Raw genomic sequence first — 24,854 nt, 5'->3', positions numbered from 1 at the left:
TCACGCGAACGCTTCGATGGGCGGGCACGAGCACACCAGATTCCGGTCACCTCGTGCGCCGTCGATCCGACGGACCGCGGGCCACACCTTGGGGCGAGCCTGGCCCAGCGGGTAGCCCGCGAGCTCGCGTGAGTAGGGGTGATCCCAGGCGTCGGCGATCAGGCACCGGGCCGTGTGCGGGGCACCGCGGAGCGGGTTGTCCTCGACGGTCCACTCCCCCGCAGCCACTCGATCGATCTCGGCGCGAATGGCGATCATGGCGTCGCAGAATGCATCGATCTCGGCGAGCGACTCACTCTCCGTGGGTTCGACCATCAGCGTTCCCGCGACCGGGAAACTCATCGTCGGGGCGTGGAACCCGTAGTCGGCCAGTCGCTTCGCCACATCGTCGACCGTCACGCCGGTGGCCTTGGTCAATGGACGCAGATCGAGGATGCATTCGTGCGCCACCATCGAGCGGTCTCCGGTGTAGAGCACGGGGAAGTACTCGTCGAGTCGGCGCGCGATGTAGTTGGCCGACGCGATGGCCGTGAGGGTGGCCCGCCGCAGACCGTCCGCTCCCATCATCCGGATGTAGGCCCAGGTGATGGGCAGAATCGACGCGCTGCCATAGGGCGCTGCCGACACCGCGCCCGTCTGCGCGCCGGGCAGATACGGATGCCCGGGAAGGAAGGGCGCCAGGTGCTCTGCAACACCGATCGGCCCCACGCCGGGGCCACCGCCGCCATGCGGTATGCAGAAGGTCTTGTGCAGGTTGAGGTGGCTGACATCGCCGCCGAACCGACCCGGCCTCGCCACACCGACCAGCGCGTTGAGATTCGCCCCGTCCACGTATACCTGTCCGCCCGCGTCGTGGACTGCTGCGCAGATCTCGCCGATCTCGTGCTCGAACACCCCGTGAGTGGACGGGTAGGTGATCATGATCGCGGCGAGTTGCTCCGCATGCTTGCTCACCTTGGCCTTCAGGTCGTCGAGGTCGACGTCACCGTTCTCTCGACAAGACACCACGACCACGCTCATTCCTGCCATCACCGCCGAGGCCGCGTTGGTGCCGTGGGCGCTCGAGGGAATAAGGCACACCGTGCGCCCCTCATCGCCGTTGCTGCGGTGGTAGTTGCGAATTGCCAGCAACCCGGCGTACTCACCCTGGCTGCCGGCGTTCGGTTGCAGACTCACCGCGTGATAGCCGGTGACGGCGGCGAGCCAGGTCTCGACATCCTCGATCACCCGTAGCATGCCGGGAACGTCGGTGGGCGGTGCGAAGGGGTGCAGCCGATTGAATCCAGGCCAGGTGATCGGCTCCATCTCGGCAGTGGCATTGAGCTTCATGGTGCACGAACCGAGGGGGATCATGCTCCGATCCAGGGCAATGTCCTTGTCGGACAACGACCTCAGATAGCGCAGCATCCGGGTCTCGGTTCGGTGGTCGGTGAAGGCGGCGTGCTCGAGGAAGGTCGAGGTGCGGGCAAGGCCGGCCGGTACGGCCGTCCCCGGGTGTTGCCACCGAAGTTCGTTGTCGAGGCCGAAGGCCCCGAGCACCTGGCCGACGTGATCGGCGGTGGTGGTCTCGTCACACGCGATCCCGACGTGATCGTCGTCGATGTAACGCAGGTCGATTCCGTAGCGGCGCTTGGCTTTCGCGACGATGGTCGCTCCCCCACCGTCCACGCGGGCGACGAGGGTGTCGAAATAGTTCTCGTGCACGAGGTCGATACCCAGCGCCCGCAATCCGCCGCCGATGCTCGACGCGTGGTGAGCCACTCGCCGGGCGATCGCAGTCAGCCCCTCGGCGCCGTGATAGCTCGCGTACATCGCGGCCACCACCGCCAGCAGGACCTGCGCCGTGCAGATGTTGGAGGTGGCCTTCTCCCGACGAATGTGTTGCTCGCGCGTTTGCAGCGCCAGCCGGTAGGCGCGGTTGCCGTCCGCGTCGACGGAGACGCCCACCAGCCGGCCGGGCAACTGCCGCGCGTGGCTCTCGCGCACGGCCAGATACCCGGCGTGCGGGCCACCGAAACCGAGCGGGACGCCGAACCGCTGGGTGGTGCCGAGGCACACATCGGCCCCCATCTCGCCGGGTGGGGTGATCAGGGTGAGGGCGAGCAGATCGGCGGCGACGGCCACCAGTGCGCCGGCATCATGGGCTGCCGCGATCACCGGCGCGATGTCACGCACGGCACCCGAGGCGCCGGGGTATTGAACGAGGAGCCCGAAGAGGTCGCCGAACGCTCCCGAACCGAAGGGATCGGCGTCGAGATCGACATCGACGAGTTCGATACCGAGTGGCTCGGCCCGCGTGGCGAGAACGGCGCGTGTCTGGGGAAACACATCGGTGTCCACGCCGAAACGCGTGGACGCCGACTTCCCGACCCGCCGCAGAAGGGTCATCGCCTCCGCCGCTGCGGTCGCCTCGTCGAGCATCGAGGAGTTCGCGATCGCCATGCCGGTCAGATCCGCGACCATCGTCTGGAAGTTCAGCAGGGCCTCGAGCCTGCCCTGACTGATCTCTGGCTGGTAGGGCGTGTACGCGGTGTACCAGGCGGGGTTCTCCAGAATGTTCCGAAGGAGAACCGGTGGCGTGAGGGTGTCGTAGTAGCCCAGACCGATCATCGAGCGCGAAACGACATTGGAGTTGGCCAGGGTCGCCAACTCGGCGAGGGTGTCGTGCTCGGAGAGTGCGTGCGGAAGAACGTCGAGGCCGGCAGCGACTCCGGTATCGCCGTCGACGCCGTCGAGGATGCTCGAGGGAACGGCGAGAGTGGCCAGCGCATCGAGATCGTCCACGCCGATCACGTCGAGAATGCGGGCCATCTCGGCAGCGTTCGGACCGATGTGGCGATCGGCGAACGGGATGCTGGGGTGCGGGCTCATGGTTCTCCCTCGGGGTTTCGGGCGGCGCCGCTCGCGCATGCGAACTGCGGGCCCTCTCCCTCTGTCTGTCGCTCGCCGATCCGAGCGCCTGAGAGATTCGGCCGCTACGGATACGCGGCCTTTCCCCGTGGGCGGGTGGGTGATTCCACCACTCTCCAGAGGCGCCGGAGCCCGCACGGTCCGGGTGCCTGAGAGATCGACGGAGAGGTGCTGCTCCTTCGGCGTCCGAGTCCGCGCCCGTGCGAGAACCAGTTCTCGCTTCGGCGACTGCTCGGAACTCTCCCGTGCGGCGACGACGCGCGCCCGAGTCTAGCCGGTTCGCCGTGTGGTGCGGGTCTTGCGACGCGAGGCCAGCTCATCCTCGGGAGTGGCTTGCGTCTCGCCGCCGTCCGCACGTTCTGCCGGGAAGTCGGCGATCGCACCGGTCAGCTCACGCATCGCACCGCTGACGGCAATGCCGAACACACCCTGTCCGCCCTGCAGCAGATCGACGACCTCCTCGGCGGACGTGCACTCGTAGACGGTGGTTCCATCGGAGAAGAGGGTGATGCGAGCCAGGTCGGCGACACCCCGGCGACGCAGATGATCCACCGCGACGCGGATGTTCTGCAGAGAGATCCCGGTGTCGAGGAGTCTCTTGACGATCTTCAGGACGAGGATGTCCTTGAACGAGTACAGGCGCTGACTACCGGATCCTGCGGCACCGCGGATGGAGGGGACCACCAGACCGGTACGCGCCCAGTAGTCGAGCTGGCGATAGGTGATCCCGGCGATCTGGCAGGCGCTGGGAACGCGGTACCCGACCAGCTCGTCCGGGATGGAGTCGTCCGGGAACAGTCCGGGTTGAACGTCCACCTCGACGTCACCGACGAGCAGATCGAGCTGCTCCGGCTCCTGCGGCCTGTCTGCCACGTGCACTCCCTTGTCGGACGATCGGTCGAGGAGGATGAGGTCCCACCCGAAAGCGTGATCCGGTACTTCTCGACTGTCCCCAGGTTACGCCCGGGGCCCCCGATTGGATATCGGCTCCACGTGAGGCGAACGGTAGGGCGGGGGCCGGAACGGGTCAACGCGCCACGCCCAAAACCTAAACCTTGACTTGAGGGTGAGACTGAACCGTTATAAACCGTCGCCGCCCTTGAAGTCATCGGGCGATACGGACTCGAGGAATTCCTTGAACTTCTCCACCTCGTCCTCGCGCTCGTCGGGCATCTCCAGCCCGGCCTCGTCGAGCACAGTGTCCTCCACGTGGATCGGCACGCCTGCCCGCAGCGCGATCGCGATGGAGTCCGACGGACGGGCGGACACGCGCACACCCTTGTCGAAGACGAGGTCGGCGTAGAACGTTCCCTCGCGAAGGTCCACGATGCGAACCTCGGTCAGAGTGCGACCGAGCGCGGCGACGATGTCGCGGATCAGATCGTGCGTGAGCGGTCGCGGCGGCGCCACGCCCTGCTGCTCGAGCGTTATCGCGGTGGCCTCGGCCTGCCCGATCCAGATGGGTAGGTACCGGTCGCCGTCGGCCTCACGCAACAGAAGCACCGGCTGGTTCTGCGGCTGTTCCACACGAACCCCGATCACCCGCATTTCGCTCATCGCGTCTGCCTTCCACCTGGCGTGCGTGCCGGATCGGTCGTCGATCCCTGACCTCTCGGCCAGTGTATTGAAAAACTGTGCCCGCGAACGACCGTTGGTCGCGGCTCGGTGACGATCAGCGATCGAGGACGCCGCGCACGGCCTGCTTGACCAACGAGGCGTGCAGGGACAGCGAGAGCGCCGCCAGCTCCCGCACCACCTCCTCGGCGCGATCGCGTGCACCGACGTCACGACCCTTCGCGACGGGTCCGGCGATCTGTGCGACGAGGCCCGCCTCGCGGTCGGCTGCCGCCTTGAACGCCCGCAGGTGCCGGATCTCGAGACCGTACTCGGACATCGTCGACGCGGTACGCGCCAACACCACGGCCTCCTCGTCGTAGAACCCCGCGGGCCCGGCGGAGATCAGGCCTGCGCGATGCAGCTCGGTGAGAAACGCATCGTCGATCCCCGCCCGGTCGATCAGATCGGACCGGGACATTCGGGTGAGTCGGTCGGTGCGGAACTCGTCGGGCGAGACCGAGCCCGTCGCCGGCGCGAGTGTTCGCGGACGCCGGGACGCTGCGTCGACGAGCGTCGCCGAACCGTTGTCGATGGCGTCGAGCTGCTCCTTGATCACCTTCAGGGGAAGGTACTGATCGCGCTGAGCGGTGAGCACGAAACGCAGGCGCTCGCAGTCGGCCACCGAGAACCGTCGGTAACCCGACGGGGTCCGCTCGGGCGAGACCAGGCCCTCCGACTCGAGGAACCTGATCTTGGAGATGGTGACGTCAGGGAAGTCGGGCCGCAGACGATCGAGGACGGTGCCGATCGACATGCCATCGGCCGACTGGTGCCCGACCGCTGTCACGAGTTACCTACCCGAGCCCGGATCGGAGGAATCAGCGGCAGCACGCGGACCAGTCAGGAACACCAGACGGAACTTGCCGATCTGCACCTCGTCGCCGTTCGCGAGAACGGCGGAATCCACGGGCTCCCGATTGACGTAGGTGCCGTTGAGGCTGCCGACGTCGACCACCTGGAAGTCCGGACCCTCCTGACGGAACTCCGCGTGGCGGCGGCTGACGGTCACGTCGTCGAGGAAGATGTCGCTGTCGGGGTGGCGACCGGCGGAGGTGGTCGCCTGATCGAGCAGGAAACGAGAGCCGGCGTTCGGTCCGCGCTTGACCACGAGCAGCGCCGAACCGACCGGGAGTCCCTCGACACCGGACACGGGCGCATCGGACGATGGGCTCGCGGCCGCACTGTCAATCTCGTTCAGGAAGTCTGCCCGGAAGACCGAGGTGGTTTCCACCGGTGCCTCGCCGAAGCCGCCGTCGTTCTCGCTCACGTTTCTCCTCCTCGGTGTGACCGTCCTGATGACAGCCGGGACGGTGCAGCACGTAATTCGTACCAAGTCGCGGTGGCCCCCGGGACGTGCTCATCGAAGTGAGCGCGAGAACTCCTGCGATCTCTCCGCGACCGCGGTCAGCCGCGGACCACGAGTAGGAACCTTACCGACCGTACCCCGCATCGGTGCACACACGTCGATCCTCGGCACCCAAGGGTCGCCAGACGTTACCCGTCCGTGATCGCTGTGTACGCCTCCGCGTCGAGCATCGCATCGAGGGCCTCGTCGAGTTCGTCCTCGGAGTCGACGGCGAGGTCCACCAACCACCCCTCTCCGTAGGGATCGGAGTTGACCAGTTCGGGATCACCATCCAGATCACCGTTCACTGCAACGACTTTGGCGGTCAGAGGTGAATAGATCTCGGAGACGCTCTTGGTCGACTCGACCTCACCGAGCGATTCGCCCGACTCGACCGATTCGTCGATCGTGGGCAACTGTACGAAGACGACGTCGCCCAGCTGGGTCTGGGCGTAGTTGGTGATTCCCACACGCACCGTCGTCGGACCGGAGCGCCGGACCCACTCGTGCTCGGTCGTGTAACGCAGTTCCGTCGGTACGTCGGGATCGCTCACCGTCGCGGGTCCTTTCGAGGAGTGTCGGAGGGCACCGAATGCCCTTCCGGGACTTCACGACCCTATGGGCGTGGATTCTGTTCGTGCAACAGCGGCGGAACATCTCGTGCGACCGCGACCGCTTTCCACAGATACAGCAGCCCGGTCCAGATGTAGAGGCCGGTCCCCCAGACGAGCAGCGCTCGTGCGATCGGCTCCACGACCGTTGCACCCGACCAGTCCAACTGTGCGGCGAGGATCAGCGGCAGCGCCACCATGATGACGAACGTGGCTGCCTTGCCGAGGTAGATCACCTCGGGCGGAGGCAGACCACGACGTCGATACACGAACATGGTGAGCCCCAGTACCGCGTCGCGGCCGATGAGGGCGAGAGCAACCCACCAGGGCAGCAGGTCCCTGAGGACGAACGCGAACAGGGTCGCCACCACGAAGAGGCGGTCGACCAGGGGATCGAGCAGGGCACCGAGCCGGCTGGTCTGATCGAGCAGACGCGCCAGTTTGCCGTCCAACCAGTCGGTGGCGCTGCTCGCGATCAGAATCGCCAGAGCCCACCCGTCGGCCTTCTGGACCACGAGCAGATACACCAGCAGGGGCACGCCGAGCAGCCGCAGAAAACTCAGGAGGTTCGGCACGGTGAGCACTCGGCCCTCCGGATCGGGAGCCCTCGCCGATTCGGTACTACTCACTCGCCGAGACTGTTCCGCCATCGGATCAGCGTCGCACATCGGGTCGGACGTGGTTGTGAACAACGCGCTGCCGAGTAATCCTCTGCCGACGACTCGGGCATGGTGGACGAACGTAGGCAGATGAGCAGCTGACGGAGCGTCAGTGCTTCTCGTGTCGGGCTGACAGGATTTGAACCTGCGACCACCTGACCCCCAGTCAGGTGCGCTACCAAGCTGCGCCACAGCCCGCCGCACCCCGCGGGGCGCTCGCCGAGACTACCGCAGCGCCGTTGCCGGAAGCCAATCGCCGTGCCGTGCTCGCATTCACCGCCGCGAGCGGTCTCGCTTCTCCCGGATTCGCACCGAGATCCGCACCGGGCTGCCATCGAAGTTGAACTCCTCGCGCAGTCGCCGCTCGAGGAATCGCCGGTATCCAGCCTCGAGAAACCCCGTGGTGAACAGCACGAACGTCGGGGGTCGCGTGCCGGCCTGGGTCGCGAACATCACTCGCGGCAGGCGCCCCCCACGCATCGGTGGAGGGGTGGCTGCCACGACCTCCTTGAGCCACGAATTGAGCCGACCTGTGGGTATGCGCTTGTCCCACGATGCCAACGACGTCTCGATCGCGGGCACCAGTTTCGCGACGGCGCGACCGGTGCGCGCGGACACGTTCACCCGCTGCGCCCAGGGCACCCGCGAGAGGTCGCGGTCGATCTCCCGCTCGAGGCGCTCGCGGCGATCCTCGTCCACCAGATCCCACTTGTTGAACGCGATCACCAAGGCCCGTCCGGCGTCGGCCACCATCGACAACACCCGAAGGTCCTGCTCGGAGATGGGCTCCGACGCATCGATCAGCAGAATGGCCACCTCGGCGGCGTCGATCGCGCCCTTCGTCCGAAGCGAGGCGTAGAACTCGGCGCCGCTGGCGTGCGAGACCCGCTTGCGCAGACCTGCGGTGTCCACGAAACGCCACACCTTGCCGCCGAGCTCGACGAGCGAGTCGACAGGGTCGACCGTGGTCCCGGCGACGTCGTGCACCACCGACCGTTCGTCGCCGGTCAGCTTGTTCAACAGCGACGACTTGCCGACGTTCGGCTTACCCACCAGGGCCACCCGGCGAGGACCGGCGACGCCGGTTCCCTCCCGCGGGGTCTCCGGCAGTACGGCCAGTACATCGTCGAGCAGGTCGCCGGTCCCCCGGCCATGAGAGGCGCTGACAGCACGCGGCTCGCCCAGACCGAGCGACCACAGTGCAGCGGCCTCGGATTCGGTGCGTTCGTCGTCGACCTTGTTTGCGACGAGGATCACCGGCGTCTTCGACCGACGCAGCACCTTGGCTGCCGCCTCGTCTGTCGCCGTTGCCCCGACCACGGCGTCGACCACCATCAGGATCGCGTCCGCGGTCGCCATCGCGTGCTCGGCCTGCCGCGCCACCGCAGCCTGCAGGCCCTTCGCATCCGGCTCCCACCCCCCGGTGTCCTGCACCAGGAACCGGCGGCCGCTCCAGTTGGCCTCGTAGGAGACGCGGTCGCGCGTCACGCCGGGTACGTCCTCGACCACCGCCTCGCGACGGCCGATGATGCGGTTGACGAGAGTCGACTTGCCCACGTTGGGACGGCCCACCACAGCGAGGGTGGGCACGGCCACAGATTCGTCGAGGGACTCGTCGTCGTCGAAAACCACTGAATCCCAATCCGATTCCTCGGACCAGGTACCGTCGCCGGCGAAGGAGTCGCCCGCGGAGGTGTAGTCCCCCGGCGAGGGGTACGCACCATCGCTCATCTGAGTACTCCCGTTCGTTCGACGACCAGCGACACCAGCAACTCCACCACGCCGTCTGCGTCGAGATCGCTGGTGTCCACGCGTAGCGAGTCCTCGGCCGGTCGCAGCGGTGAGTCGGCGCGCGAGGAATCTGCCGCGTCACGCCGTTCGACGTCGGCGAGCACGGCGTCGAACTCGGTGCGCCTGCCCTCACGCAGATCCTGCCCGTGACGTCGTTGCGCGCGGGTCCGCGCCGAGGCGGTCAGGAAGATCTTCACATCGGCATCGGGCAGTACCACGGTGCCGATGTCCCGCCCCTCCACGACGATGCGTGTGGTCGAGCGCACCAGTCGACGCTGATGTGCCACCAACGCAGCGCGCACCGGCGAGACGGCGGACACGGCCGACACGGCCGCGGTCACCTCGGGGCCGCGGATGCGACCGGAGACGTCGCGGCCACCGACGGTCACCGACTCGACCTCGGGATCTGTCCCGATGACGAGTTCGAGGGTGTCCACCGTTGCGGCCACAGCCTCGGTGTCGTCGGGGTCGACATCGTTGTCGAGGACCCACACGGTGGCCGCCCGGTACATCGCCCCGGTATCGAGATATTCGGCTCCGAGCTCGCGGGCCAGTCTTCTGGACACGGTGGACTTGCCGGTCCCGGACGGGCCGTCCATGGCCACGACCATCGGCTCCCCTCGCGAGGCGCCGGCGCTCACAGTCCCACCGCCCCGTACAGACTCGACACCTCGCCGCGACCGAGGACACGCAGCGTACCCGGGCGCTGATCCCCGAGTGCGACGGCGCCGATGTCGGTGCGCACCAACCGGATCACCGGGTGCCCCACCGCGTCGAACAGTCGGCGGACGATATGTTTGCGACCCTCGTGCAGCACCACCTTCACCAACGACTTGCCCTCGTTGATGTCGAGGATGGTGAACGTGTCCACCGAGGCCGGACCGTCGTCGAGCGTGACGCCCGTGCGCATGCGCTTGCCCACGCTCCGATCGATCGTGCCGTGGACGGTTGCCAGGTACGTCTTGGACACCTCGAACGAAGGGTGCATCAGCCGGTGCGCGAGATCGCCGTCGTTGGTCAGCAGGATCAGGCCCTCGGTGTCGGCGTCGAGGCGGCCGACGTGGAACAGGCGCTGCCCGGCCTGCACCCGCTCGGCCACGATGTCGCCGATGCAGGGGCGCCCGAGGTCGTCGGACATCGTCGACTGCCATCCGCGCGGCTTGTTCAGCGCAATGTGCACCAGATCGGCCTTGACCATCACTCTCGTGCCGTCGACACGCACCACCGCCGTGCCCGGATCGACACGAAGTCCCTGCTCGGTGACGATGCGCCCGTCGACCTCCACCCGACCCTGCTCGATCAGTTCCTCGGCTGCTCGCCGGGAGGCGACCCCCGCCTGAGCGAGCACCTTCTGCAGCCGCACACCCTCGCCTGCGGGCAGCTGACGACGTGCGGCGGTGTCGACGTTCTGGTGACGGGCCGGCTTGGCATTGCTGATGGTCGGCGCCACGGCGACCTTGCGCGTCGGCTTGGGGTTCTTGCGCGGGATCTCGGGGTTGATCGCGCGGGCGTTGGTGGTTGCACCACCCTTATGGGGAGTGGTTGCACCACCCTTCCGGGGACGGGGCTTCCTCGTGCCGGCGGCCTTGTTGCGATCCGGTGTGCCATCTCGGCGAGCGGGTGTCTTCACTTGTACTGCTTCCTCTGGAGAGAACTTCGTGTGGGCCAACACCGTCAGGAGTCGGCCTCGGTATCGAACCGCAGTGCCCCCTCCTCGGGTACTCCGCCGTTCGGTTCCGCGTTCGGGGCGATGCCCTGTGCGCGCAGCATTCTGGGGTCGGTGTCCAGACTGTCACTGATGTCGTCGATCATGTCGACACCCGGCAACAGCGGAGCCAGATCGGGGAGATCCGCCAACGAGGCCAGGCCCAGTCGCTCGAGAAACATCTCGGTGGTCACGTACTGCGTGCCACCGGAGTCCGGATCGAGTCCGGCCTCGGCGATGAGACCGCGAGCTAGCAGGGTGCGCATCACCCCGTCGACGTTCACCCCGCGTACGGCTCCGACGCGTGCGCGGGTAACCGGTTGACGATAGGCGATCACCGCCAAGGTTTCCAAAGCCGCGCGAGTGAGCTTGGATCGCGCACCATCGAGAAGAAGCTTCTCCACGTACGGAGCGAACTCCGTGCGCGTGTAGAACCGCCACCCGTCGCCCGCGAACCGCAGATCGATGCCACTGCCCTGCTCGTCCAGCTCGGCCGCCATCGACGTCAGATGCTCGTGCACCCTCGCGACCGTCGAACCGAGCGCGCCCGCCAGCAACTCCGTCGACGCCGGGGAGTCGACCACCAGCAGGAGAGCCTCGAGCGCGCGACGCAAGCGATCGTCGTCGAGGATGTCCAGCGTCTCCGCGGACTCGCTCATCGCCCCATCCTCCGTCATCCGTAGTCCGGGTCCATGCGCAGGTCGTCGGTTTCCTCACCGGTCCAGGTGACCGTCAGTTCCCCGAGCGGATCGGCCTGCTCGAACGCCACGGCACGCTCGCGGTAGAGCTCGAGCAGGGCAAGGAACCGAGCGACAACCTCGACCGGCGCGGTGCACTGCGCCACGAGCGACGCGAAGCTCGTCCAGTGTCCCGGCCCGCCGAGGCGCAGGATCTCCATGATCGCTGCGGCGTGTTCGGGCACGGACACGGTCGACGAGTGCAGGTGGCTCAGCCCAACGGCCGGAACAGGTTTCGGCGTGAAGGCCGCGGCAGCGATCTCCGCGAAACGCAGCGGGTCAACTCCGAGCAGTACCTCGGGCAGCAATGCGGCGTAGCGGTCCTCGAGCGATACCGAACGTGGATAGCGTTGCAGTGCAGTGCCTTCGAGTTCGGCGAACAGTTGCGCAACCTGCTTGTACGCGCGGTACTGCAGCAGTCGGGCGAACAGCAGGTCCCGCACCTCGAGCAGGGCAAGGTCCTCGGCGTCCTCGACATCGCCCGCCGGCAACAGTCGAGCGGCCTTGAGATCGAGCAGGGTGGCAGCGACGACGAGGAACTCGGTGGTCTGGTCGAGCCCGAGATCCGGACCGAGTTCACGTGTGTAGGCGATGAACTCGTCCGTGACCACGTGCAACGCCACCTCCGTCACGTCGAGGCGGTGTGAGTTGATCAGGGTCAGCAACAAATCGAAAGGGCCCTCGAAATTGTCGAGGCGCACCCGGAAACCGCCGCTCGTCTCGACCGGCTCCGATGAGACGACGCTCGTCATGTGTGTGAGGTGTCCCGATGAATGACCTCACGGGCGAGGTCCCGATACGCCTGCGCGCCCGACGACTTGGGCGCCCACGAGGTGATCGGCTCACCGGCGACCGAGGTCTCGGGGAACCGCACCGTGCGGGTGACGACGGTGTCGAAAACCGTGTCGCCGAACACTTCGACCACCCGATTCATCACCTCGCGCGAGTGCAGGGTGCGCGCATCGAACATCGTGACCACGATGCCGCCGAGTGACAGTCGCGGGTTGAGCCGTTCACGCACCTTGTTCACGGTGTCGTTGAGCAGGGCCAACCCGCGCAGGCTGAAGTACTCGCACTCCATCGGAATGATCACCTCGTCCGCGCAGGCGAGGGCATTGACGGTGAGCAGGCCCAGCGACGGCTGGCAGTCGATGAGGACGTAGTCGTAGCGGTCGAGGATCGGGTGCAGGACCCGACCGAGGGTGTGTTCACGACCGACCTCCGAGACCAATTGGATCTCGGCGGCGGAAAGGTCGATGTTGCTCGGGAGCAGGTCGAGGTTGTCGACGCGTGTGCGCATCAGAACGTCGTCGACGGACACGCGCGGCTCGACGAGGAGATTGTGCACCGTCAGATCGAGTTCGTGGTGTGCAACACCGAGGCCTGCGGACAAGGCGCCCTGAGGATCGAGGTCCACCAGCAGAACCCGGCGACCGTACTCCGCCAGCGAAGCGCCGAGGTTGATCGTGGTGGTGGTCTTGCCCACCCCACCCTTCTGGTTGCACACGGCCACCACGACGGCGGGGCCGTGGCGAGTCAGGGGTGCCGGGTCGGGAATATCTCGCCTCACCCGTCCGGTGGGTCCATGAACGGTGGGATCACCCCCGACGGGCGGTGCGGCCTCGCCCTCGACCGACTGCGCCCCGACGGCGGCCCGGTCGGACGCCTCGGACTCGGCGAATCGAGCACGAAAGAGCACCCCCTCGTCCTGAGCCTTGTCGTTGGCTCCCGGCTGCGGCGACACCACGAGTGCTTGCGCTCCTGTTCCGGACGATCCTGCATGCGATGTTGCTGGATGAACGATCTTGCTGGGTGCGACTGTTCTTCGGCGACTTCACCTGGCCGCGGGGACCAGGGCTGCCCGAAACGCTACCCGCCCGTGCGGCCGGTCTCGGGTTCGGACACGCTAGTGAGCGCGCGGGTGGGCCTGGGCCCAGACCTCGCGGAGGGTGGTGACCGTGACGAGAGTGTAGATCTGGGTGGTGGTCACCGACGCGTGGCCGAGGAGTTCCTGCACCACTCGGACGTCTGCGCCGCCGTCGAGGAGGTGGGTCGCGAAGGAGTGCCGCAGGACGTGCGGCGAGACACCGGACGCGATCCCCGCGCGCTGTGCGGTGTCCTGGAGGACCTGCCACGCACTCTGCCGGGACAACCGTCCACCACGAACATTGAGGAACAGCGCGGGTGTGTTGCGCGTGGCCAGGGTGGGCCGCCCGCGCACGAGGTAGGCGTCCACCGCATCGATCGCCGGACGGCCGACGGGCACCATCCGTTGCTTTCCACCCTTGCCCCGCAGGAGAACCGACCGCGTCGCGGTGTCCATGTCGTCGATGTCGAGGCCGACGGCCTCCGAGATCCGGGCGCCGGTGGAGTACAGCAGTTCCAGCAAAGCGCGATCGCGTAACCCGCGAGGAGTGTCGCCCGCGGTCCCGACGGCTGCGTCGAGCAGCGCGAACACCGTCTCGTGCGGGAGCGACTTGGGCAGGCGGCGCGACGGCGCGGGCGGTTTGACGGGTGCGGCGACATCCACGTCGACGATGCCTTCGGCAGCGGCGAACCGGTGCAGCCCCCGCACCGCGATCAGAGCGCGAGCCGCCGAACTCGCGGCAAGTGGTGCGCACCCCGGCGAGCCCTGTCGCAGCGCGAGCACGAAGTCGGCGACGTCGCGCTCGGTCACCCCGGCCAGCTCGGTGACCTCGCGGGTGGCCAGGTAGGCCAGATAGCGATCGAGATCCCGGCGATAGGAGGTGATCGTGTTGTGCGCCGATCCCCGCTCGACGGTGAGATGGTCGAGATATGTCTGCACCACCCCGGCGAGACGTGGCGCAGGCGCGCGCTCAGACACCGGGTCGCTGCTGTCTGCGTTCGAACGCCGTCGGGCGATCCCGCCACGGTGCGTCGAGCGGGCGCGGGTCCAGGCCCGGACCCCATCGCAGGGCGCCGAGCGCCAGGATGCCCGCCACCGCGGCTGGATTGACGATGCGGCCGTCCAGTACCGCCGCGGCCGCACCGGGCAGATCCATGCGCACCAACTCGATGTCGGCTTCCTCGTGGACGGGATCGGGGCGATCGGTCTCGGTGAGACCCTCCGCAAGGAAGATACGCACCACCTCGTCGGTGAACCCCGGCGACGCCGCCACGTCGACCAGCAGGGACCAGCGCTTCGCGGCCAGACCCGTCTCCTCGGCCAGTTCCCGCCGAGCCGCGGCGAGGGGGTCCTCTCCCGGCACGTCGAGCATGCCCGCCGGGAGCTCGAGCAGCCGTGTCCGCATCGGGTGGCGGTACTGACTGATCAGCACGATGGTCTCGGCGCCGTCGCCACGGTCGTCGACCGCGACCACGGCGACCCCGCCGTGATGCTCGACGACTTCGCGGCGGGCGGTGCGACCATCGGGCATCGACACCGAATCCACGCGTAGTGCCAACACCGCGCCGGAGTGGATGAGCGTCGAATCCAGCGTTTCGAACTCGTGACGATCGGGCACCGCGCGCTCTCAGGCCGTCTCGACCGTCACCGGTGTCGACGGGGGGACCGGCGTGGGCTCGTCGACGTGGACGTCCACCTCGAGTCGCTCGGCCGCCTTGTAGGTCAGCGCGGCGCCGATCAGCGCCGCGAACAGCGGATGGGGGCGCGTGGGCCGCGACTTGAGCTCTGGGTGTGCCTGGGTGGCCACGAAGAACGGGTGGGTGTCGGCGGGCAATTCGACGAACTCGACCAGTGTCCCGTCCGGCGATGTTCCGCTGAACTGCAGACCGCTCTCCGCGATCCGGTCACGGTAGGCGTTGTTCACCTCGTAGCGGTGCCGATGCCGCTCGGTGACGTTCTCGGTGCCGTAGGCGCGGGCCACGACCGATCCCCTGGTCAGTACGGCGGGGTAGGACCCCAGGCGCATGGTCCCGCCGAGGTCGGCCTCACCGGCCACGGCCTTCTCCTGGTCGGCCATCGTCGAGATCACGGGGTCGGTGGTGTCGGGATCGAACTCGGCGGAGTTCGCGCCCGTCAGGCCGACCGACCGGGCAGCCTCGATCACCATGCACTGCAGACCCAGGCACAGACCCAGGGTGGGGATGGCGCGGGTTCGTGCATATGTGATGGCCCCGAGTTTGCCCTCGATTCCCCGAATCCCGAACCCGCCCGGAATCAGCACGGCCTGAACACGTTCGAGGGCGGCGGCGGCGCCGGCCGGCGTGGCGCACTCATCGGACGGCACCCACACGATGTCGACCTTCGCACGATGGGCGAACCCGCCCGCACGGAGCGCCTCGGTGACCGAGAGGTACGCGTCGGGTAGATCTACGTACTTGCCCACCAGCGCAACCGACACCGTCTCGCGCGGCTGGTGGACCCGCTCGAGCAGGGTGCCCCACACCGTCCAGTCCACATCGCGGAACGGCAGACCCAACCTGCGCACCACGTACGCATCGAGACCTTCACGGTGCAGCACCTTGGGGATGTCGTAGATCGACGGCGCGTCGGGGGTGGAGATGCAGCCGTCGACGTCGACGTCACACATCAGTGCAATCTTGTTCTTCAGTGCCGGTGGCACGTCGCGGTCACACCGAAGGATCAGGGCGTCGGGAGCGATACCGATGCTGCGCAGTGCAGCCACCGAGTGCTGCGTCGGCTTGGTCTTCAGTTCCCCGGACGGAGCCAGGAACGGAACGAGGGACACGTGGAGGAAGAAGACGTTCTCCCGCCCCACGTCGTGACGAATCTGGCGAGCGGCCTCGAGGAAGGGTTGCGACTCGATATCGCCGACGGTGCCACCGATCTCGGTGATCACCACGTCGGGAAGGTGACCCTGCAGGTCGGGTCCTCGCATCGCCAGGATCCGACTCTTGATCTCGTCGGTGATGTGCGGGATCACCTGCACCGTGTCACCGAGATACTCGCCGCGGCGCTCCTTCGCAATGACCGTCGAGTACACCTGTCCGGTGGTGACATTGGCATCGGCCGATAGGTCGCGATCGAGGAACCGCTCGTAGTGTCCGACGTCAAGGTCCGTCTCGGCGCCGTCCTCGGTCACGAAGACCTCGCCGTGCTGGAACGGGTTCATCGTCCCGGGATCGACGTTGAGGTAGGGGTCGAGCTTCTGCATCGTGACCCGCAGACCTCGCGCCGTGAGCAGTTGCCCCAGGCTCGAGGCGGTCAAGCCCTTACCGAGCGAGGACGCGACACCACCGCTGACGAAGATGTGCTTGATGTCCCCGCGCGCCTGAGCGCGAATCTGTGCCAAGAGAACTCCCGTGACGTCGTTCGGCATCTCCCCCACGCCGACGATGTCGGCGGTGGAGAAGTGGCTCGGATGTACCCGACCACGGGACTTCACGGTAACACCAATGCTCCGGAGGGTCCCACAACACGCCGCCCCGGCCCGGGCGGCGGGGGGAACCCGTCACTTGGCCGGAGCGCCCACCGTGATCGCGGTAGCGGAGGGTCCGGTGCCGTAGCGGCCCGCGAAACCAGCGAGCTGTTCGCCGAGTGCGAGGATCGAGGTCACACGACCGGATTGCCGATCGATGTCGTCGACCGTGCTCAGACCGGCGGACAGCGCCGCGTCGGACCGAACCACGGCAATCGCTCCGGTCCCCGTCGCCGATGCGGGCCGTCCCGCCAGTACGGTGCCGGCACCGCGCGCATCGAGGGCACCGGCGAACCGGGCCACGATCGCACCTCGGTTGCCGTCGTCGGTACTGCTGCTCGCACCGGTGATGACCACAGCCAACTGGCCGGGTCGCACCGTGTTGTCGTCGTAGGTGATGAAGCCGCCGCTGCGCAGGGTGTCCAGGGCCAGGCCGAGTTCGGCCGGGGTGCTCTGAGGCTGCGCACTCTGCGCGTTCAGCAACAGCACTGCCCCGAGAAGGTCACCGGCGAGGCTGCCCTGGTCGACCGCGCCCGTGCGAAGTTGGACCCCCGCCGGGACCACGTTCGTCAGGCGCGTGCGCAGGTCGTCCCCGCTCGCTGCAGAGACGAACGACTCGGTCAGACCGACACGGCCCGATACCGACCCACCTGCCTGGTTGATCAGACCGGTGATGGCGTCGACGTCCGCAGGATCGGCATCGGGCGTGGTGAACACCATCACCGTGCGCGAGGCCAGCACACCCGAGACGATGCGTCCGGCGACCGCGGCATCGAAACCGTCGGCGGCGTTGAGGCGTTCGTTGAGTGCATTCTTGTCGTTCTGCAGCGCGTCCACGCGGGACTGCAGGTCGGCCTTGTCGTCGCGCAACCCCGACAGCACGCTGCCGGAGAGCAGCCCCGAACCGAGTACGACCCCGACGGCCAGCGCCAAGAACACCGCCACCAACGAGATGGCATGCTGGCGAAGCGAAATCACGGAAGGAGCCCCCGAACCCACAGCGCGAAGCTGTTCCAGGTCTGTATGGCCCAATCGAGAGTCTCCTGACCACCGTTGGTCACCACCAGCGCAGCGATCACCGCCACGAGAGCCGCCAGAACCAGCAGGGCCACCGCCACGCCGGACACTCGGGTGCGGTAGAGCGTCGCCATCGCCTTGGCGTCGACGAGTTTCGGCCCGACCTTGAGCCTGGTCATGAAGGTCGATGGAGTACTCGCGCGCTTCTCGCTGTCGAAGAACTCGTCGAGCGAGGCAGAGCAGCCCACCGTCACGATCAGGGATGCGCCGTGGTGATCGGCGAGGATGAGTGCGAGATCGGCCGGGGTGGCGGTGGCCGGGAACGTCACCGCGCCGATCCCGAGATCCTGGATCCGGGAGAGTCCGTTGGCATGGCCGTCGGTATCGGCGGGCAGCACCACCTCGGCGCCGGACTTGAGCGAGCGAGTACTGATCACCTCGGGGTCCCCGACGATCAGGTCCGGTCGGTAGCCCGCCTCCGTGAGGGCGTCCGCACCACCGTCGACGCCGATCAGGATGGGTGAGTACTCCTTGATGAACGGCTTGAGGGACTTCAGATCCGACATGTGCTCGGGGCCGTCGGTGACGACAACGACGTGGCGACCCGCGATCCGCACGTCCACGTCCGGGATTCCGACACCGTCGATCAACAGCGGGCTCTCCGCGCGGATGAACTCGATCGTGTTCCCCGAGAACGCCTCGAGGTGATCGATCAGGCCGGCCTTGGCCTCGATCATCCGATCGGATATGTCGGACTCGCTCTGGTGTGTACCGGTGGCGAGGGTCTTCTCACCGGCGTACACCACACCCTCGTCGAGTCGAACCTTCTGACCGTCCTTGATACGTGAGAAGCCGTCCGGCCCGACCGAATCGATCAGCACGATGCCGTTGGCCAGCAGGACCTCCGGGCCGAGGTTGGGGTAGCGCCCAGACATCGAGGCCGACACGTTGACAACGGCGGTCACACCCGCCTCGACCAGCGCGTCGGCGCAATTGCGGTCGAGGTCGAGTTCATCGAGGACCACGACGTCGCCGGGGCCCACTCTCTTCAGGAGCTTGGACGTGTTGCGGTCCACCCGGGCGATTCCTGTGACTCCGGGCAGCGAGTCGGTACTACGCGAGAGCAGTGCAGGCATCTTCATGCACTCGATGATGACCGCGCGGACATCCTCAGCGGAGGAGGCGCGCCGTACCATTCGACACTTCGGCCACACCAGTCACACGAGTCAGGGCGCCTCGCGCTCCGCGGTAGCGGTCGTCAACAGTTCCTCGGCGTGCGCACGCCCGGTCTCGGTATCGCCCAGACCCGCCAACATGCGGGCGAGCTCGACCACACGCTCGGCGTCCGACAGCGAGCGAACCCCACTGTCGGGGCCCGCCTGCCCGTCGGTCTTGTCGACCATCAAGTGCGTGTCGGCATAGGCCGCCACCTGCGCCAAGTGCGTGACGACGATGACCTGATGGGTACGGGCCAGACGCGCGAGACGTTTGCCGATCTCCACCGCAGCGCGACCACCCACGCCTGCATCGACCTCGTCGAAGACCATGGTGACACCCGAGTCCGAGCCGGCCAGAACAACTTCCAGAGCGAGCATCACACGTGAGAGCTCGCCACCGGACGCACTCTTGTTCAGCGACAATGCCCGAGCGCCGCTGTGCGCTGCCAGCCTGAACTCCACCTCGTCGACTCCGGTCGAACCCGCATGCACCGTCCGACCGTCCACCTCGAGGGCGGCCGCGTCGGCTGCACCGGCCTCGCGCGGCGCCACCGACACCTCGAGTGACGCCTTGCCCATCGCCAACCCGGCGAGTTCGGCACTGACCGCCTTCGCGAGCCCGACCGCAGCCTTCGTGCGTGCGGACGTCAACGCCGATGCAGCGTTCGCGGTCCGACCAGCAGCATCGGAAACCCTCGCGGCCAGCTCGTCGAGAGCCTCGGCCGAGACGTCGATACTCGCGAGGCGTTCGCGCGCAGAGCGCGCCCATTCGATGACACCGTCCACATCCGCTGCGTACTTGCGAGTGAGATTCTTCAGGTCGGCCTGCCGAGCAAGGAGCGCCTCGAGGGAGGTCTCGTCCGTCGGTAGATCCCCGAGATACGACGACAGATCGGACGCGACGTCGGTCACGACGGAGATCGCCTCGCTCACCCGGTCCGACAACGCGCTGAGCGTCGGATCTCCGGAGGTCTGCACCCGCTCCCGAGCCTGACCGAGCAGGCTCATCACCGATGCGGCATCGATGCCGTCGTCGCCGCCGACCAACGCTTCCTGTGCGCCGAGCGCAGCGTTCCGCAGGGAATCGAGGTCGCTGAGCCTCCTCACGGCGGCCGCTATCTCCTCGTCCTCGCCGGGCGCCGGGTCGATCGCATCGATGTCGGCCAGGGCGAACTGGAGCTGGTCGGCTTCACGGGCGAGTTCGCGTGACCTCTCGCGACGCTCGCGTAGTTCGGTTGCCGCGCTCAGCCACTCCTCCCGGTCCCGCCGGTACTTCTCGACGAGCGATGCGATCCGAGCCCCGCCGAAACGGTCCAGGGCAGCCAGCTGTTCCTCGGGACGCTGGAGCCGTAGCTGATCGTTCTGACCGTGGACGGTCAGCAGCGAGCCGGTGAACTCCGACAGCACGCCCGCCGGCACACTGCGGCCGCCGAGGTAGGCGCGCGAGCGTCCGTCGCCTCCGACCGTGCGCACGGCAATGATGCTGTCGTCGTCATCGCGTCGGCCGCCGGTGGATTCGAGCAACTCATCGATGTCGGAGACCGACCGCTCGGGTGCCGCATCGGTGGTGAAGCGCCCTTCGACGATCGCACGATCTGCGCCGATTCGTACACGCGATGGGTCGGCCCGAGCACCCGAGAGCAAGTGCAGGCTGGTCACCACCATCGTCTTGCCCGCACCGGTCTCGCCGGTCAGAACGGTCAATCCGGTGGAGAACTGGGCATGCGCCTCGGAGATGACACCGAGTCCGTAGATCCTGATCTCTGACAGCACTGGCTAACCGGGCCTTCCCCGCCATCCGGTGACAGGGAGGGCGAACTTGTGCACCACCCGATCGGCGAACGGCGTCGAGTCGAGTTTGACCCATTGAATCGGCTTGGCTCCCCTCACGACGTCCAGGCGAGCACCAGCCGGCAGGTCCAGTGTGCGTCTGCCGTCGCAGAACACCAGAGCATCGTGACCGCCATCGAACACCTCCACGGCAATGCGCGAGTCCGGACTGGTCACGAGTGGTCGCGCGAACAGTGCGTGGGCATTGCTCGGGATCACCAGGATCGCCTCGAGCTCGGGCCACACCACCGGACCACCCGCCGAGAAGGCGTACGCCGTGGAACCCGTTGGTGTGGAGAGGAGGATGCCGTCGCAGCCGAAGGACGAGACCGGGCGACCGTCGACTTCCAGGACCAGCTCGAGGACACCTAGGCGAGAGCGGTTCTCCACACTCGCCTCGTTGAGAGCCCAACCACGCTCGACCACCTGCTCGTCGACCGACACGGTGACGTCGAGTGTCATGCGCGGCTCGATGCGGTAGTCACGACGAACGACACGATCGAGAGCCACGTCGAGACTCTCTGCCTCTGCCTCGGCCAGGAACCCGATGCGGCCGAGGTTCACCCCGAGCACCGGTATCCCGGCCGACCTGGCAAGCTCGGCAGCCCGCAGCAATGTCCCGTCGCCGCCGAGAACCAGGACCATCTCGCATCCTGTCGCGGCGTCCGGACCGAATTCCACCACGGTGACCTCGGCTGCCTCGGGGACGAGGTCACCGAACTCACGGGTGGGTTCGGTCTTCGAATTGTCGTATTCGTCCACCAGGACCCTGAGGGCAATTCCATTGTCGTGGAACGTCTTCGCTACTCGCGCCGCCGTGGCGACCACGTCCGGACGCCAGGGATTGGCGACCACGAGAATTTCGCGGCACTCGGTCACTGGGGTCCTTCCTCGACAGCACGGGCAACCATCTCGCGTACCGACGGCATCGCATCCGGATCCTCGATCGCGTCCGCGGCCCGGAGCAGGAGGAAGTATTCGACGTTCCCGGATGGCCCCGGCAGAGGACTCGGTTCCACCGCAGCGGTGGCGAGCCCGAGAGACGCGGCAGCCTCGGCCACGTCCACGACCGCCTCGGCCCGCAGCCGGGGATCCCGCACGACCCCGCCCGAACCGACACGATCCTTACCGACTTCGAACTGCGGCTTGACCATCGGAACGATATCGGCGCGCGGGCCCATCGAGGCGACGAACGCGGGAAGCACGAGCTTCAAGGAAATGAACGACAGGTCGGCCACCACCAGATCCACCGGACCCCCGATGGCATCGGCGTCGATGTTGCGCACATTGGTGCGATCGAGCACCCGCACGCGCTCGTCCGAACGAAGCCTCCACACCAGTTGCCCGTATCCGACATCCACCGCGACCACCTCGCGGGCACCGCGAGAGAGGAGCACGTCGGTGAACCCGCCGGTGGACGCGCCGGCGTCGAGACAGCGAGCGCCCGCAACCCGAACACCCTGGTCGGAGAAGGCCTCGAGCGCTCCGATGAGCTTGTGCGCGCCGCGCGAAGCCCAGGACACCTCATCCGTGAGTTCGGTGACGACGAGCGGGGTTGCGGCCTCGACTGCGGTGGCAGCCTTGACTGCCACCGAACCCGCGACCTTCACTCGACCGGCGGCAACAAGCTCCGAAGCATGCTCGCGGGACCTGGCAAGGCCCCTGCGAACCAATTCGGCGTCGAGGCGAGCGCGACGAGACACGTCAGGACTTCTCTACGGCAGAGAGCGACCCGACGAGAACCTCGTGAGCGGCCTCGAGGATCCTGGTCTGCTCGGCGAACGCAACCTCGTCACCGTGCGCGACCTGTGGCACGGTGTCCAGTTGTGCAAGAAGAGCGTCGATCCGTTCGACCAGGTCCTGAGGGGTGATGAGCGCATGCGGCTGCGCCAGGTGTTCACCGGGGCGGGGCATCGACTCGTTCATCGCCGACCACGCTAGTCGACGCCTGCGACATCGGACATCGCGGCACTAGAGCCGATCTCGGACCGACCGATCACAGACCCCAGTCGGCGATCACCGCTTCGGCGCGATCGCCGCGGGCAACCACCGACCGCACCGCTCCCGATCGCCATGCCACAGGTGCGGCAACCAGCAACGCGTCGACTGCATCCGACGCCGCTGCATCCGACGCCGCTGCATCCGACCGGTCGGGTCCCTCGATGGTGAGAACGTCGTCGACGAGCACTGCGTACCAGGACGACCGCTGGTCGCTCGCCGAATCGAACCTGAACCCGTCGCTCTCTGTCAGGACGGCGGACAGGTCGAACGCGACGTAGGTCGGCCGTTCCGACTCGACCGCGTTCAGCAGATCGAGGACGGTACTGACGCCGGTGAGTACGAGCAGGGAATCGAGCCCGACCGAGGCCGCACCTGCGATATCGGTGTCGAGACGATCGCCGACCACGAGCGCCGACCGCGCACCGCTGCGCGCGAGCGCATCGTTCATGATGGGAGCGAACGGCTTGCCGGTGATCGTCGGTGCCGCTCCGGTGGCCGTGCGTACCGCCGCCACCATCGCGCCGTTTCCCGGGCCGAGGCCGCGCGCAGTGGGCAGCGTGGCGTCGGCGTTGGTGGCCACCCACGCGGATCCGGCCCGGATCGCATACGTGGCCTCCGCGATCATCGACCAGTCGGTGGTGGGCGAGTGTCCTTGAATGACGGCGGCCGGTCGCGGCTGGGCCGATCGCACGGGGCGCAGCCCTACCTCCGCCACGGCCTGTGCCAGATCGTCGCTCCCGACCACCAGGACCGACGAGTCGGGTGCGAGCGTCTGCGCCAAATGGCGAGCGCCTGCCTGCGCGCTGGTCACAACGCGATCCGACGTGGCCGCGAAGCCGAGATCTGTCAGGTGATCGGCGACGGCCGATGCGCTGCGGCTCGCGTTGTTGGTCACGTACCAGGCCACGATGGGACACGCCGAGAGAACTTCCACCGTCCCGGGGACCGGGTCCGGTCCCCGGTAGAGGGTTCCGTCCAGGTCGAGAAGTAGCACGTCGTACAGGTCGGCGAACGACGTCATTCGGGCGAACCGGTCAACTCGTCAACGCGGTCCTCGGCGTCGGTCTCACCGTCCAGGTCTGCTGCGGCGGCTCGAAGGAACCACTGCAGCCCATCATCGGTTCGTCCCGCCGCCACGAGAGCATCGGCGTACGCGTAATACAGACGGGCTGCGGCCGAGCCGGTACGGTCACCGGCCAGATCGGGGGTCTGCAACGTGACGACGGCCTGGTCGTACTGTCCGAGATCCATGCGGGCACCCGCGACGACGATCCGTAACTCGGACGCCTCGTCACCTGTGAGCAGCCGCGCCTCATCACTGCGGCCGAGTTCGATCGCCCGCTCCGGTCGCCCGAGGCCGCGCTCACAGTCGGCCATCACTGCAACCAGCCCTGGCCCACCGGCCATCCGGCGCGCAGCGCGCAGCTCGGACAGCGCCTCGGCCCACTCGCCGGCGTGGTAGGCGGCGATGCCGGCGGTCTCACGCACGACGGCGATCCTTCCGGCTCGATTACGCGCAGCACGTGCGTGGGTCAGCGCAAGCGCCGGATCGTCCTCGATGAGTTTGGACACCATCACCAGGTGACGTGCCACAGCGTCGGCGTTCGACTTGTCCAGACTCAGCAGGTCTCGCCGCACTGCCGGCTCGAGGTCTGTTGCCGCAACCTCGTCGGGCAGGTCCGGCTCGACGGGCCGGGGCGCGCGCGGCTCACGCCGCGCGGGGTCGAGTGGCCGTCCGCCACGCTCACGTCGTGGACGCGACACCGGGTCACCTCCCCGGCGGTGCGGCACACCCGAGCGTCCCGCTCGAGGTTCACCGGCCGAGCGTGCCCGGGACGCCGATCGCGGAACCCCGCCACGAACGTCCTTGCGTTCACTGCTGTCGTCCGACACCACATTCCCCTCTCGACTGCCGACACGACCGACGATCACATCGACAGTGACGATCACAACGACAGTGCAGCGCACTCGGTCCAGCGCCGCCTTGATTCTGCATCACACAGTGCTCCGAACATGCGAAAGGGGACCCACGATGTGGGTCCCCTTTCGTC

24 protein-coding genes, 1 tRNA gene and 1 riboswitch are annotated in these 24,854 nt (G+C 67.4%); all 25 genes read right to left on the bottom strand.

Annotated features, from left to right (window positions below; genetic code table 11):
• Complete coding sequence (gene gcvP, locus ACY48E_RS15545; protein ID WP_462873132.1) at positions 1–2,871, bottom strand: aminomethyl-transferring glycine dehydrogenase; 2,871 nt, start codon at positions 2,869–2,871, stop codon at positions 1–3.
• 166 nt (positions 2,872–3,037) lie between these two features.
• A riboswitch (glycine riboswitch) is annotated at positions 3,038–3,166 on the bottom strand.
• Between the two features lie 14 nt (positions 3,167–3,180).
• Positions 3,181–3,783 (bottom strand): MerR family transcriptional regulator, encoded by a 603-nt coding sequence (locus ACY48E_RS15540; protein ID WP_462873131.1) that lies wholly within the window; start codon positions 3,781–3,783, stop codon positions 3,181–3,183.
• Positions 3,784–3,990: 207 nt separating this feature from the next.
• Positions 3,991–4,467 carry a bifunctional nuclease family protein gene (locus tag ACY48E_RS15535; RefSeq protein ID WP_462873130.1) on the bottom strand — a complete coding sequence of 159 codons (477 nt, stop codon included), beginning with the start codon at positions 4,465–4,467 and terminating at the stop codon, positions 3,991–3,993.
• 115 nt (positions 4,468–4,582) lie between these two features.
• Complete coding sequence (gene ftsR, locus ACY48E_RS15530) at positions 4,583–5,314, bottom strand: transcriptional regulator FtsR (protein WP_462873129.1); 732 nt, start codon at positions 5,312–5,314, stop codon at positions 4,583–4,585.
• A gap of 3 nt (positions 5,315–5,317) precedes the next feature.
• The gene (garA, locus tag ACY48E_RS15525) at positions 5,318–5,794 is read right to left on the bottom strand and encodes a glycogen accumulation regulator GarA (protein WP_462873128.1); all 477 of its coding nucleotides are present in this window, start codon (positions 5,792–5,794) and stop codon (positions 5,318–5,320) included.
• Positions 5,795–6,021: 227 nt separating this feature from the next.
• Positions 6,022–6,426: a glycine cleavage system protein GcvH gene (gene gcvH / locus ACY48E_RS15520; protein ID WP_462873127.1), complete on the bottom strand. Its 405-nt coding sequence runs from the start codon at positions 6,424–6,426 to the stop codon at positions 6,022–6,024.
• 62 nt (positions 6,427–6,488) lie between these two features.
• The gene (locus ACY48E_RS15515) at positions 6,489–7,112 is read right to left on the bottom strand and encodes a CDP-alcohol phosphatidyltransferase family protein (RefSeq protein ID WP_462873126.1); all 624 of its coding nucleotides are present in this window, start codon (positions 7,110–7,112) and stop codon (positions 6,489–6,491) included.
• 154 nt (positions 7,113–7,266) lie between these two features.
• Positions 7,267–7,340: transfer RNA gene (locus tag ACY48E_RS15510), tRNA-Pro, on the bottom strand.
• Positions 7,341–7,415: 75 nt separating this feature from the next.
• A complete protein-coding gene (der, locus tag ACY48E_RS15505) occupies positions 7,416–8,873 on the bottom strand; it encodes a ribosome biogenesis GTPase Der (protein ID WP_462873125.1) in 1,458 nt (485 codons plus the stop codon).
• Positions 8,870–9,544 carry a (d)CMP kinase gene (gene cmk / locus ACY48E_RS15500; RefSeq protein ID WP_462873179.1) on the bottom strand — a complete coding sequence of 225 codons (675 nt, stop codon included), beginning with the start codon at positions 9,542–9,544 and terminating at the stop codon, positions 8,870–8,872. The genes der and cmk overlap by 4 nt, the downstream gene beginning before the upstream one ends.
• A 26-nt stretch (positions 9,545–9,570) precedes the next feature.
• On the bottom strand, positions 9,571–10,563 hold the full coding sequence (locus ACY48E_RS15495; RefSeq protein ID WP_462873124.1) for a pseudouridine synthase: 993 nt from the start codon (positions 10,561–10,563) through the stop codon (positions 9,571–9,573).
• A gap of 44 nt (positions 10,564–10,607) precedes the next feature.
• Entirely contained in the window at positions 10,608–11,315 is a 708-nt protein-coding gene (gene scpB, locus ACY48E_RS15490; RefSeq protein WP_462873123.1) for an SMC-Scp complex subunit ScpB, read from the bottom strand.
• Positions 11,312–12,127: a segregation and condensation protein A gene (locus tag ACY48E_RS15485; protein WP_462873122.1), complete on the bottom strand. Its 816-nt coding sequence runs from the start codon at positions 12,125–12,127 to the stop codon at positions 11,312–11,314. Before ACY48E_RS15485 ends, scpB begins: the two co-directional genes overlap by 4 nt.
• Positions 12,124–13,122 (bottom strand): ParA family protein, encoded by a 999-nt coding sequence (locus tag ACY48E_RS15480; RefSeq protein ID WP_462873121.1) that lies wholly within the window; start codon positions 13,120–13,122, stop codon positions 12,124–12,126. Before ACY48E_RS15480 ends, ACY48E_RS15485 begins: the two co-directional genes overlap by 4 nt.
• Positions 13,123–13,281: 159 nt before the next feature.
• Positions 13,282–14,220: a site-specific tyrosine recombinase XerD gene (xerD, locus tag ACY48E_RS15475; RefSeq protein WP_462873120.1), complete on the bottom strand. Its 939-nt coding sequence runs from the start codon at positions 14,218–14,220 to the stop codon at positions 13,282–13,284.
• A complete protein-coding gene (locus ACY48E_RS15470) occupies positions 14,213–14,860 on the bottom strand; it encodes an NUDIX domain-containing protein (RefSeq protein ID WP_462873119.1) in 648 nt (215 codons plus the stop codon). Before ACY48E_RS15470 ends, xerD begins: the two co-directional genes overlap by 8 nt.
• A 9-nt stretch (positions 14,861–14,869) precedes the next feature.
• On the bottom strand, positions 14,870–16,639 hold the full coding sequence (locus ACY48E_RS15465; RefSeq protein ID WP_462873178.1) for a CTP synthase: 1,770 nt from the start codon (positions 16,637–16,639) through the stop codon (positions 14,870–14,872).
• A gap of 132 nt (positions 16,640–16,771) precedes the next feature.
• Positions 16,772–17,716: a copper transporter gene (locus tag ACY48E_RS15460; RefSeq protein WP_462873118.1), complete on the bottom strand. Its 945-nt coding sequence runs from the start codon at positions 17,714–17,716 to the stop codon at positions 16,772–16,774.
• The gene (gene steA, locus ACY48E_RS15455) at positions 17,713–18,897 is read right to left on the bottom strand and encodes a putative cytokinetic ring protein SteA (protein ID WP_462873117.1); all 1,185 of its coding nucleotides are present in this window, start codon (positions 18,895–18,897) and stop codon (positions 17,713–17,715) included. Before steA ends, ACY48E_RS15460 begins: the two co-directional genes overlap by 4 nt.
• Before the next feature lie 84 nt (positions 18,898–18,981).
• Positions 18,982–20,745, bottom strand: a complete 1,764-nt coding sequence (recN, locus tag ACY48E_RS15450) for a DNA repair protein RecN (protein ID WP_462873116.1) — start codon at positions 20,743–20,745, stop codon at positions 18,982–18,984.
• A gap of 3 nt (positions 20,746–20,748) precedes the next feature.
• Positions 20,749–21,681 (bottom strand): NAD kinase, encoded by a 933-nt coding sequence (locus ACY48E_RS15445; protein ID WP_462873114.1) that lies wholly within the window; start codon positions 21,679–21,681, stop codon positions 20,749–20,751.
• Positions 21,678–22,505: a TlyA family RNA methyltransferase gene (locus ACY48E_RS15440; protein ID WP_462873113.1), complete on the bottom strand. Its 828-nt coding sequence runs from the start codon at positions 22,503–22,505 to the stop codon at positions 21,678–21,680. The genes ACY48E_RS15445 and ACY48E_RS15440 overlap by 4 nt, the downstream gene beginning before the upstream one ends.
• Position 22,506: 1 nt before the next feature.
• Positions 22,507–22,728 carry a hypothetical protein gene (locus ACY48E_RS15435; protein WP_462873112.1) on the bottom strand — a complete coding sequence of 74 codons (222 nt, stop codon included), beginning with the start codon at positions 22,726–22,728 and terminating at the stop codon, positions 22,507–22,509.
• A 70-nt stretch (positions 22,729–22,798) separates the two neighbouring features.
• The gene (locus tag ACY48E_RS15430; RefSeq protein WP_462873111.1) at positions 22,799–23,824 is read right to left on the bottom strand and encodes an HAD-IIA family hydrolase; all 1,026 of its coding nucleotides are present in this window, start codon (positions 23,822–23,824) and stop codon (positions 22,799–22,801) included.
• Positions 23,821–24,750, bottom strand: coding sequence for a hypothetical protein (locus tag ACY48E_RS15425; RefSeq protein ID WP_462873177.1), 930 nt, complete (start codon positions 24,748–24,750; stop codon positions 23,821–23,823). Before ACY48E_RS15425 ends, ACY48E_RS15430 begins: the two co-directional genes overlap by 4 nt.
• Positions 24,751–24,854: the final 104 nt, after the last annotated feature.

The sequence above is a fragment of the Rhodococcus sp. AZ1 genome, assembly GCF_054979605.1.
Note: the sequence above shows the minus strand (reverse complement) of the source record. Positions and strands in the feature narration are given on the sequence as shown.

Bases quoted from the DNA above. Each gene is read 5' to 3' on its own strand.
- gcvP (WP_462873132.1), bottom strand. From the start codon at position 2,871: ATGAGCCCGCACCCCAGCATCCCGTTCGCCGATCGCCACATCGGTCCG.
- ACY48E_RS15535 (WP_462873130.1), bottom strand. From the start codon at position 4,467: ATGAGCGAAATGCGGGTGATCGGGGTTCGTGTGGAACAGCCGCAGAAC.
- der (WP_462873125.1), bottom strand. From the start codon at position 8,873: ATGAGCGATGGTGCGTACCCCTCGCCGGGGGACTACACCTCCGCGGGC.
- cmk (WP_462873179.1), bottom strand. From the start codon at position 9,544: ATGGTCGTGGCCATGGACGGCCCGTCCGGGACCGGCAAGTCCACCGTG.
- scpB (WP_462873123.1), bottom strand. From the start codon at position 11,315: ATGACGGAGGATGGGGCGATGAGCGAGTCCGCGGAGACGCTGGACATC.
- ACY48E_RS15485 (WP_462873122.1), bottom strand. From the start codon at position 12,127: ATGACGAGCGTCGTCTCATCGGAGCCGGTCGAGACGAGCGGCGGTTTC.
- ACY48E_RS15465 (WP_462873178.1), bottom strand. From the start codon at position 16,639: ATGCCGAACGACGTCACGGGAGTTCTCTTGGCACAGATTCGCGCTCAG.
- steA (WP_462873117.1), bottom strand. From the start codon at position 18,897: ATGAAGATGCCTGCACTGCTCTCGCGTAGTACCGACTCGCTGCCCGGA.
- ACY48E_RS15435 (WP_462873112.1), bottom strand. From the start codon at position 22,728: ATGAACGAGTCGATGCCCCGCCCCGGTGAACACCTGGCGCAGCCGCAT.
- ACY48E_RS15430 (WP_462873111.1), bottom strand. From the start codon at position 23,824: ATGACGTCGTTCGCCGACCTGTACGACGTGCTACTTCTCGACCTGGAC.